General features: G+C 25.4%; 7 protein-coding genes. 1 reads left to right on the plus strand and 6 read right to left on the minus strand.

Going from position 1 to position 11,865, the window contains the following annotated elements:
- Nucleotides 1-253: 253 nt before the first annotated feature.
- The 5 genes from carB to ileS form a co-directional block, all read right to left on the minus strand.
- The gene (carB, locus tag AB4W77_RS00670) at nt 254-3,466 is read right to left on the minus strand and encodes a carbamoyl-phosphate synthase large subunit (RefSeq protein WP_367681558.1); all 3,213 of its coding nucleotides are present in this window, start codon (nt 3,464-3,466) and stop codon (nt 254-256) included.
- Complete coding sequence (carA, locus tag AB4W77_RS00675; RefSeq protein WP_367681559.1) at nt 3,466-4,605, minus strand: glutamine-hydrolyzing carbamoyl-phosphate synthase small subunit; 1,140 nt, start codon at nt 4,603-4,605, stop codon at nt 3,466-3,468. The genes carB and carA overlap by 1 nt, the downstream gene beginning before the upstream one ends.
- 41 nt (nt 4,606-4,646) lie before the next feature.
- A complete protein-coding gene (dapB, locus tag AB4W77_RS00680; RefSeq protein ID WP_367681560.1) occupies nt 4,647-5,459 on the minus strand; it encodes a 4-hydroxy-tetrahydrodipicolinate reductase in 813 nt (270 codons plus the stop codon).
- A 564-nt stretch (nt 5,460-6,023) separates the two neighbouring features.
- Nucleotides 6,024-6,524, minus strand: coding sequence for a signal peptidase II (gene lspA / locus AB4W77_RS00685; protein ID WP_367681561.1), 501 nt, complete (start codon nt 6,522-6,524; stop codon nt 6,024-6,026).
- Nucleotides 6,511-9,330, minus strand: a complete 2,820-nt coding sequence (gene ileS / locus AB4W77_RS00690) for an isoleucine--tRNA ligase (protein WP_367681562.1) — start codon at nt 9,328-9,330, stop codon at nt 6,511-6,513. The genes lspA and ileS overlap by 14 nt, the downstream gene beginning before the upstream one ends.
- 994 nt (nt 9,331-10,324) lie before the next feature.
- On the opposite strand from ileS, the gene rpsT reads away from it, so the two are divergent.
- The gene (gene rpsT / locus AB4W77_RS00695) at nt 10,325-10,588 is read left to right on the plus strand and encodes a 30S ribosomal protein S20 (protein ID WP_367681563.1); all 264 of its coding nucleotides are present in this window, start codon (nt 10,325-10,327) and stop codon (nt 10,586-10,588) included.
- Nucleotides 10,589-10,664: 76 nt separating this feature from the next.
- Here rpsT and dnaJ read toward each other — a convergent pair whose 3' ends face one another.
- The gene (gene dnaJ / locus AB4W77_RS00700; protein WP_367681564.1) at nt 10,665-11,804 is read right to left on the minus strand and encodes a molecular chaperone DnaJ; all 1,140 of its coding nucleotides are present in this window, start codon (nt 11,802-11,804) and stop codon (nt 10,665-10,667) included.
- Nucleotides 11,805-11,865 lie beyond the last annotated feature (61 nt).

Consider the following 11,865-nt stretch of genomic DNA (forward strand, 5'->3'; position numbering starts at 1 on the left):
TTTTTCGTATTGAGCTAATTTTATTGCTATATCAACAGAATTAGCCCAAATTTTTTCTTTTTTATTACTTTTAATATGGTGTTTTTATGATTTTAATTTTGTATTATATCTTTATATGACATTTTTATGATTGCATTTTAATACAATATGTTTTTAAAATCATGAAATATTTTGAAATGTTTTTATATTAGTTGGTTTATATTAATAAATTATATATTAATTTACTATATAGGTAATTGTATTAATTGAAATATTAAATTTTTTTATGCATTTCTTGTAAGGAAAAAATATTTTTTATTGGATTTTTAGACATTGCCATTACAGTGGCAAAAGCGCCATTTAATGTAGTATCATAATGTACTTTATATTGGAGAGCACTTTTACAAATTAATTCATTTTGATCGATAGATTGATAGGAATCTATAGTGTTTATTATGTATACATATTCTTTATTTTTTAAACGATCTTGTATATGTGGACGCCCTTCGTGTACTTTATTAACTAATCTAGAGTAAATTCCCGCTTTTTTTAAGGATATGTTTGTTTCTAAAGTAGAATCTAATTTAAAACCTATTTTCTTTAATTTTATTGCTAAATTGATAATATTTTTTTGATCTTTTTCTTTAACAGATATTAATACTCTACCTGACTTTTTAATATCGATTTGAGCTCCAAGCATTGCTTTGGAAAATGCTTCTGCAAAATTTTTTCCTATACCCATAACTTCTCCTGTAGATCTCATTTCTGGACCAAGGATAGGATTAACTCCTGGAAATTTATTAAATGGCAATACTACTTCTTTGATTGAATAGTAAGGAGGTATAATTTCTTTTATGTATTCTTGTTTTTTTAAGTTTTTTCCGCACATAACTCTTGCTGCAATTTTTGCCAACGGTAAACCTGTTGCTTTGGATACAAAAGGTACACTTCTGGAAGCTCTTGGATTGACTTCAATAATGTATATTTCTTTATTTTGTATAGCAAATTGTACATTCATTAGTCCTTTTACCGATAGTTCGATAGCAAGTTTTTTCACTTGTTTTCTAATTTTATCTTGTATATTTAATTTTAATGTATAAGTAGGTAAACAACAGGCTGAATCTCCTGAATGCACTCCTGCTTGTTCTATATGTTGCATAATTCCACCAATTAATACGTTTTCTCCATCACAAATAGCATCGACATCTACTTCTATGGCATTTTCTAAATAGTGGTCAAGGAAAATTGGTGATTTGTTTTTTAATTTATTTTTAAAGTATTTTTCAAGAGTTTTAATATTATAACAGATTTCCATTTTTCTTCCACCTAAAACATAGGAAGGTCTTACCATGATCGGAAATCCAATTTCTTTAGATTTTATTTTAGCTTCTTCTAAACTGGTTACTGTTGCGTTTAAAGGTTGTTTTAAATTTAATTTTGACACAATTTTTTGAAAATAGTATCTATTTTCTGCTTGATCTATAGAATATGGAGTAGTTCCTATGATTGGGACTCCTTCTATTGCAAATTCATTAGCTAATTTTAAAGGAGTTTGACCTCCATATTGTATAATTACGCCATAAGGTTTTTCTATTTTTACTATTTCTAAAATATTTTCAAGAGTAAGAGGTTCAAAATACAAACGATCAGAAATATCATAGTCAGTTGATACCGTTTCTGGATTGCAATTAATCATGATTGTTTCGAAACCATCTTCTCTTAGAGCCATAGCGGCGTGAACACAACAATAATCAAATTCAATACCTTGTCCTATTCTATTAGGTCCTCCTCCTAAAATTATCACTTTATCATTTTTTTTGGTGGGATTCGATTCGCATTCATCTTCCCAAGTAGAATATAAATAAGCTGTTTCGGTAGCAAATTCAGCAGCACAGCTGTCAATTCTTTTGTATACTGGATGTAGATTAAGTTGATAACGAATTGTTCTTACTTCTTTTTCTTGTATTTTCAGTAATGTTGCGATTCGAGCATCAGAAAATCCTTTTTGTTTTAATAATTTTAAAAAAGTAAAATTTAATCCTTGAATACCTTTATTTTTTATTTTTTTTTCTAAATTTATGATTTCTTGAATTTGTGTTAAAAACCATTTATCAATTAATGTTAAATTGTACACATATTCTATAGACATACCTATTCTAAAGGCATCAGCAATATACCAAATTCTTTCAGCACCTGCTTCTTTGAGTTCATATGTAATTTTGGTGTATGATTGTTCATTTTTTTGATTAATTTTAGATTCAAAACCATTAGAACCTATTTCTAATCCTCTGATTGCTTTTTGTATTGATTCTTGAAAAGTACGACCAATTGCCATTACTTCACCAACAGATTTCATTTGAGTTGTTAATCTGTCATTACATCCAGAAAATTTTTCAAAATTAAATCTAGGAATTTTAGTTACTATATAATCTATACTTGGTTCAAATGAAGCAGGGGTATTAATTCCAGTAATATCGTTTTTTAATTCATCAAGAGTATATCCTATTGATAACTTAGCAGCAATTTTTGCTATTGGAAATCCTGTAGCTTTAGAAGCTAAAGCTGATGATCGAGATACTCTTGGATTCATTTCAATAACAATCATTTTACCATTTTTAGGATTAACAGCAAATTGAACGTTAGATCCTCCTGTTTCTACGCCAATTTCTCGTAAAATTTTCATTGATGCATTTCTCATTACTTGATATTCTTTGTCCGTAAGTGTTTGTGCAGGAGCAACAGTAATTGAATCTCCGGTATGAATACCCATCGGATCCAAGTTTTCGATAGAACATACTATAATACAGTTATCATTTTTATCCCTGACAACTTCCATTTCGTATTCTTTCCATCCGATTAATGATTCATCAATTAATAGTTCTTGAATAGGTGATAATTCGAAACCTTTTTCACATATTTCTTTGAATTCTTCATGATTATATGCGATTCCTCCACCGCTTCCTCCCATAGTAAAAGAAGGACGAATAATACATGGAAATTTTATTTTTTTTACAATTTTTAAAGCTTCTTTTACGTTATGTGCTATTCCTGATTTAGGAGTTTCTAAATTCAACTTTTTCATTGATTTTTCGAATAAATAACGATTTTCTGCTTTTTTAATTGCGTTGATAGTTGCTCCTATTATTTTTGTATTGAATTTTGATAAAATTCCTTTTTCTTCTAATTTTAAAACACAATTTAAAGCAACTTGTCCTCCCATAGTGGGTAATAATGCATCTGGTTTTTCTTTTTCTATAATTTTTTCAATAGTTTTCCAATAAATAGGCTCGATATACGTGGAATCAGCTATTTCTGGATCTGTCATAATCGTTGCCGGATTAGAGTTAACTAAAATAATTTTCAACCCTTCTTCCTTAAGCGCTTTACAAGCTTGAACTCCTGAGTAGTCAAATTCACACGCTTGTCCGATAACAATTGGTCCAGCTCCTAGAATTAAAACAGATTTTATATCTTTTTGTTTTGGCATTAGAATATTATTCCTGAAATATTATTATAATTCATATTATTTTTAATTAATTTTATGAAGTGATCAAATAAAGAGATGGGATCTTGAGGGCCAGGATTTGCTTCGGGATGTCCTTGAAAACTAAATGCTAATTTATCTTTTAAATGTATCCCTTGTAACGAATTGTCAAAGAGAGATATATGCGTGATTTTTATATTGTTAGGTATACTTTTTGTATCTACAGTAAAATTATGGTTTTGAGAAGTGATCATTACTTTATTATTTGTGATATCTTTTACGGGGTGATTAACACCATGATGTCCAAATTTCATTTTTATGATTTTAGCACCATTAGCTAATGCTAATAACTGATGTCCTAAACAGATTCCGAATATGGGTATATTTTTCTTTAAAAGTTTTTTAATAGCAGTAATAGCATAAAAACATGCTCTTGGGTCACCAGGTCCATTGGATAAAAAAATACCGTTTGGAGATAGTTTTAATATTTCTTCTGCAGAAGTTTCTGCTGGAACAATGGTTAATCGGCAACCCTTATTTGATAAGATAGACAATATATTTTTTTTTACACCATAATCATATACTACAACATGATAAATTGTTTTTTTTTGTTTTTTTAAGTGATGATTTTGCCATGTATAAAAATATTTAGTAGATACTTGTTTAGCTAAATCAATTCCTTCAAGACCTGGAAATTTTTTATTTTTTTTAATTGCTGTAGCAATAGTAAGTATATTTTTTGTAAAAATACAACCGTGTTGAGAGCCCTTAGTTCTTAAAATGCGTGTTAATTTTCTTGTATCAATATTAGAAATAGCTATAATATTATTTTTTTTTAGGTAATCAGGTAAACTGTATGTAGATCGATAATTACTAGATATCGTTGACATTTCTTTAATTATTAATCCTTTTATATGAATTTTATGGGATTCTTCATCAAACATATTTGTGCCAACGTTACCGATATGAGGATATGTGAGAGTAACGATTTGATGGGAATAAGAAGGATCTGTTAAAATTTCTTGATAACCAGTCATAGAAGTATTAAATACAATTTCTCCAATAGTATATCCGGATGCTCCTACTGATTGACCGTGAAAAGTGGTTCCATCTTGTAAAATCAATGTTGCTGATTGATTCAAATTATCCTCCAATTTTTAAAATTTTTTAATGTAAAGATAAATTAAATATTTAGTACATCTTGCATGGTAAATAAGCCTGTATTTTTTTTATGAAGCCAAATAGCTGATTTAATAGCTCCTTGAGCGAAAGGAACTCTATTACTTGCTTTATGACTAATTTCAATGCGTTCACCTGTATTAGCGAAAATAACAGTGTGTTCTCCAACAATATCACCTGCTCTTATTACAGAAAATCCAATTTTTTGTTTTTCTCTTTTCCCAATTAATCCTTTTTTTCTATATATAGAGTAAGATTCTTGATTCCATTTCATATTTTTAACAATAGTTTCTCCTATAGTTAAAGCAGTTCCTGAAGGACAATCAATTTTATTTTTATGATGTGATTCAATAATTTCAATATCGGTATCATTACTAATAGCGTGTGAACTTGTTTCTATCATTTTTAAAAGTATATTAATTCCTGTGCTAAAATTTGAACTTAATACGATACCGATGTTGTTGCTGATAGATTTAATTTTATTTTTTTCAATTGTATTAAATCCAGTAGTGCCAATGACAATATTTTTTTTATATTTTTCACATATATTTAAGTTTTTTATTGTATTTTTAGAAGTACTAAAATCAATAAGAACATCTAAATTATTAATTTCTTTTTCTAAACAATCATTAATTTTTACACCAATGTTACCGATATTCAGTATTTCTCCTATGTCGCGTTTAATAAACATATTTTTTTTATTTACTATAACGGTATTTAAAATTATTTCTTCTTTTTTAATTATTTCTTTAATTAATATTTTGCCCATTCTACCTAGGGCTCCGGAAATACCTAATTTTATTTTATTGTTTTTCATTTTTATACCATTTTTAGTATTGTACATATACATATTATTTAAAAACGTTATCAAATATAATGATTATATCTATAGTAATATAGTGTATTACCATTAGTATAGTAAATATATGTATTTTAAATATTTTTTATTTTTTATTTTTATAAATTTTTTGATATTTTAATTTTTAAATTAAAATTAATATCTTTACGTTAATATAATATTTTTATTTTTTAATTTGATAAATATTTTAAGAATCATTATTCTAATTTTATTGATAGAGTAAAATTCTATTTTTATTTTTAATAATATTAAAACTGTAAATTGACTTTTTATTGATTAATATTTTATTTATAATTTTTTTAATATATTATTAAAAAGTGATAAAATATTTTAAACAGTTTTATTTTTAATTAAAAAAAATTTTTATTAATTAGATTATTAACGTTTTATTAATTATAAAAATATGATTTTTAATAAAATAGTTTACATTTATTTATCGGTATTAATTAATAGATTTATTTAATTTTAAATTTAATATTTATTGCATTAGTTAAAATATTCTTATATAAAATATTTAGTTTTTTATTTTTTAATAAACATTTTTAAAAAATTTGATTTTAATAACAATATACTACCAATAAAAATACTTATGTCCGCAATATTGAAGATAGCAAAATGCCATTTATAAACATGAAAATCAATAAAATCTACTATAAAACCATGAGAAATACGGTCTATAAAATTACTTATTGCTCCACTCATAATAAATATGTAAGATATTTCTTTTTGTTTATTATTTATAGCTGAATATGTTATTTTAGAAATAATTATAATAGCTGTTATATTAGAGAAAATTAAAAACCAGTATTCCCACATTGTTCTATCGGAAAATATACCGAATATACTGCCATAATTGTTGATATAAAAAAAATTAAGTATCGGTAATATTTTTTTTAATTCGTATAATGAGAAATGATTAATAATTAATTCTTTACTGACAAGATCACTAATGATAATTATTAAAAATAAAAAAATGTAATATTTTTTTTTAAGTTCAATTAATATTGAATTATATAAATTCACGTTTTTCACCGGATTTTGATGTATTTTTAATACATCTATGACATAGGTTAGAATATAAATGATTGTATTCGAGATAATCGACATAATGCCAACAACGAGGACATTTTTTCCCTTTATGTTTTTCGCAGTCAATTTTAACATTTTTAATTATTTTACTTTTTATAGAATTAGGTGAAGATAAGATGTAATCTTTTATCTGACAATCAGAAGTAATGAAAAAAAATTTTAATTCATTCCTAAGAAATTTTAATTTTTTTTTAGTATCGCTATCTACGTATAGTGTTATTGATGCTTCTAAGGAAGTACCTATTTTTTTATTTAATCTAGCTAGTTCTAATATTTGATTAACTTCATTTCTTAGTTTTATTAAATCATCCCAATATTTATTATTGAATAATTGATTATTGTCTAAACTAAATAAGTGGCTGAACCATTCTTCGGTAAATACGTATTTTTTATGTTGACCAGGTATATATTTCCAAATTTCATCGGCAGTAAATGAAAGTATAGGAGCTATCCATCTTACCAATGCTTGTAATATTAAATACATAGCTGTTTGACAACTTTTTCTAGAGTGACTTTTGTATTTTGTTGTATATAAACGATCTTTAATAATATCTAAATAAAAAGAACTCATTTCTATAGAGCAAAAATGAATTAATGTTTTTATAACTTCATGAAATTTATAGTTGTCGTAAGAATATATAATTTTTTTTTGAATTGTTAACGTTTTTGAAATAGCCCATTTGTCAATATGAATCATATTTTCAAAATTTATAAAGTCTATTTTTGGATTAAATGCGTTTAAATTTGCGAGTAAAAATCTGATTGTATTTCTAATTCTTCTATAATAATCAGAAGATTGTTTTAATATTACATCAGAAATAAACATATCTTTAGAATAATCGGTAGAAGCAACCCATAAACGTAAAATATCTGATCCCAATTTATTTACGACGTCAATAGGACTGATGGTATTTCCTATAGATTTAGACATTTTTCTTTTATTTTTATCTACAGTAAAACCATGAGTAACAATTTCATGATAAGGAGATTTTCCTGTAATTGCCATGGATACGATTAAAGAAGACATAAACCAACCACGATATTGATCTGAACCTTCTAAATATAAATCCGCTTGGTTTTTCATAATATCGTTTTTTTTATACATTTTCGATATTTTGATAGATCCTGATTCAAACCATACATCCAATACATCAAGAATTTTTTTATATTCATGTGCATCATTTGTTTGAATTAAATCTGTTAGTTCTAAATCCCACCATATTTCAATTCCATTTAAAGCTACTTTTTGTGCAATTTTTTCAATCAAAAGAGTAGTTTTTGGATGAAGATGACCTGTTTTTTTATGTATAAATAGTGCAATAGGGATCCCCCATGTTCTTTGTCGTGATATACACCAATCTGGACGGTTAGATAGCATTGACTCCATTTTTGCTTTTCCCCAATCAGGTATCCATTTGATACGTTTTATTTCTTGTATAGATTTTTCTCTTAAATTCATATGATCTATATTAAGAAACCATTGAGGAGTGGCTTTGGAAATAATAGGTGTTTTATGGCGCCAACAATGAGGATAACTATGTGTAATTTTAGACTTATGTAATAACATTTTCTTGTTTTCTAAAAAATTGAGAATTATACTACTAGATTGAAATATATTTACATAATTTAATATTGGATGTATATCTTTTTTGTAGTATCCTTTAACGTCAATAATGTTAGTTAATTTTATTCCATATTTTTTAGATATTTTATAATCATCTTGACCATAATCGGGAGCGGTATGTACAGCTCCTGTTCCTGTATCTTCAGTTACGTGTTTTGCTAATATAATAGGTATATTAAAATTTAAAAATGGATGAGAAAATTCTAAATATTCTAATTTTTTTCCTATTGTTGTACCGATAATTTTCCATTTTAAAATTCCTATTTTTTTTATAGTTATTTCAACTAAATTTTTTGCTATAATAATAGTATTATTTTCTATTTGTATTAGCTGATATTCAAAATTTGGATGAAGTGTAATTGCACGACATGCAGGGAGACTCCAAGGTGTTGTAGTCCAAATTAGTATGTTTGATTTTTTTAATGTAATATTTGGATTAAATATTTTTTTAATAACATCAATATTTTTTGCTGGTAGCATAACAATGATAGAATCTGATATTTTGTCATGATATTCTACTTCTGCTTCAGCAAGAGAAGAAGCACAGTCAAAACACCAGTGTACTGGACGAAAATCTTTGTATATATATCCATTTTTAATAATTTTAGATAAAGAACGAATAACATCAGCTTCATTTTCAAAATCCATAGTTAAATAAGGATTTTCCCAGTTTCCTAGTATTCCTAATCGTATAAAATCTTTTTTTTGTTTTTTTATTTGTTTTTCAGCATATTGTCTACAAAATAATCTAAAATTTTTAAAAGTGACGTTTTTCTCTGGTTTTCCAATAATATTTTCTACTTTATGTTCAATTGGTAGTCCATGACAATCCCATGCTGGTGTATAGGGAGCATCAAATCCTGATAAATTTTTTGATTTTATAATTATATCTTTTAAAATCTTATTAAGAGCATGTCCAAGATGAATATCACCATTTGCATAGGGAGGACCATCTTGTAATAAAAATTTTTTTTTCCCTGTTTTACTTTTTCTTATTATTTTGTATAAATTGTCGGTATTCCATCGGTTTATTATATCAGGTTCTTTTTGAGATAAGTTACCTTTCATAGAAAATTTAGTTATTGGTAGGTTTAAAGTAGATTTGTAATCATTCATTTTTTTCTCACATTTTGATGATAATTTTAATCACATATTGAAATTAATTAAAAGTTATTTTGGTTGTTTAAAAATTTAATTTTTTAATTTAAATCTTGAGGAAAAAGAATATTGATTTTTAATTGATATATAATAGTACTTTTATATATATTTTATATAAATTAATTGTAACATTAAATAAATGGACTTCAAGTTTCTGTGTTGAATTAAAACATTAGTTTTAATAATAATATTAAATATATATAATATATTTTTTGAAATAATTGTTGTTATTATAAATATTTTTAAAAATATTATTTTTTTATTAAAAAATTTCTTAAAATATTTTAGTTAATTTTAACATTGTTTTTATTAATAATATTGAAATGAATTATACGGTAGTTATACTATTTTATTTTTATATTTAAATGCAGTTGATCTCTTTTTTTTTTAATATTAATGAGAGTTGATAAATAAATTTTTTATCTTGTGTTTTTAAAAAATATCAGAAATGTATTAGTTAAAATTTAATGTTAGATATTTATGATGGAGTGATTATTTATAATTTATGTAGAACATTTTTAATTTTTATATAATTTTTTTATTATAAGAAATAGTATTTATATTTTATAAAAATTTTAAAAAATGAGTTTTAAAAGTAATAATAATTACTTAATTGCATATTTTTTGTTTTTAATGATGGTTAATAAGGTTTTATAATTGAAAGATATATTTTTTAAAATAAACAATAGTTTAATACAACTGCGGAATTACATTTTATTTTTTTAATAAAAAATGATTACCATTATAGAATAAAATTCTTACATTAAAAATATTATTTTATTAAATATAAAATAATATTATATTTATTTTTTTAAAAATGCTAAATATTTTTATATATTAAAAATTTTTATTTAAAAACTTATCAACAATTTTTTTAATATTAATTAAAATGATTATATACAATTTCAGTTAATTTTAATGATTATTAATATAGATATATAGGAGTAAATTCTTGGCTAATATTCAATCGGCGAAAAAAGATGCTAAAAAATCTTTTAAAAATCGTTTACATAATGTTAGTAGACGTTCTATGATTCGTAATTTTATAAAAAAAGTGTATGCAGAAATTGAAAAAAAAAACAAAGCAGCAGCAAAAAATATTTTTGAAAGACTTTTGCCCATTTTAGACAGATATGCAACAAAGGGTTTAATACATAAAAATAAAGCTGCTAGACATAAATCTAATTTAGTATTAAAAATTAATAAATTAATTTAAGAAAACTAATTTGATATTCTTTATTTTTAAAAAAAAGAATTGCTTCCATTTTGGTATGGAAGCAATTCTTTATTATTTAATATCCCCTTAACTCATCAAAAAATCTTTTTACACCATCAAAAAATCTTTTTGATTTGGGACTATTACGTTCTCCTTTAAAACCTCCGAAACTTTCTCCTAATTCATATAATAAATTTCTTTGTTGAGCATTTAAATTTACAGGAGTTTCTACAACAACGCGACACAGTAAATCTCCTTGAGTACTACTTCGTACAGATTTTACTCCTCTTCCTCTAATACGAAATAATTTTCCTGATTGTGTTTCATTCGGTATTTTTAGTTTAACTCTTCCATCTAAAGTAGGAACTTCTATTTCTCCTCCTAATGCTGCCATAGAAAAATTAATAGGAACTTCGCAATATAAATTGTTAGCTTCTCTTTCAAAAATAGGATGTTTTTTTACTGTAATTTGAACATATAAATCTCCTGAGCTTGCTCCATTAGATCCAGCTTCACCTTCATTATTCAGACGAATTTGATCGTTAGTATCTATTCCTGAAGGAATTTTTACTGATAATATTTTTTCTTTTTCAATTCGACCTGTACCACGACAGCAGTGGCAAGGACTTTTTATAATAGAACCGCTACCTTGGCAAGTGGAACAACTTTGTTGAACAGTAAAAAAACCTTTTCTAATATGTATTTGTCCTTTACCACGACAAGAAGGACAATTTTGTGATGAAGATCCTAATTTAGAACCGCTACCATGACAAATATTACATCTTTGTAAACTAGGAATTTTTATTTTTTTTGTTATTCCACGAACTGCTTCTTCTAATGTTAATTCCATATCGTATCTTAAATCTGATCCTTGTCTTGCTCTTTGTTTTCTACCATTTCCAAATATATCGCCAAATACATCACCAAAAATATCTCCAAAATCTGCTGTAGTACTAAAACTATGGTGAAATGAATTAGACGAGGTTCCTTGTTCAAAAGCAGCATGACCATATTGGTCATAGGCAGCTCTTTTTTTTGAATCGGTTAATATTTCGTAAGCTTCTTTAATTTCTTTAAATTTTTTTTCGGCATTTTTATCTCCTTGATTTCGATCAGGATGATATTTCATTGCTAGTCTTTTGTATGCTTTTTTAATATCACGTTCTTCAGATGAATTATTGACTCCTAAAACTTGATAGTAATCTTTTTTTGCCATGCTTAATTTCCTGATTGTAACATACATGAACGGGCGTAGGTTTTTCCTATGCCCGTGGTAA

It is taken from the genome of Buchnera aphidicola (Pemphigus immunis), assembly GCF_964059115.1.
GTDB classification, from domain to species: domain Bacteria; phylum Pseudomonadota; class Gammaproteobacteria; order Enterobacterales; family Enterobacteriaceae; genus Buchnera_C; species Buchnera_C aphidicola_C.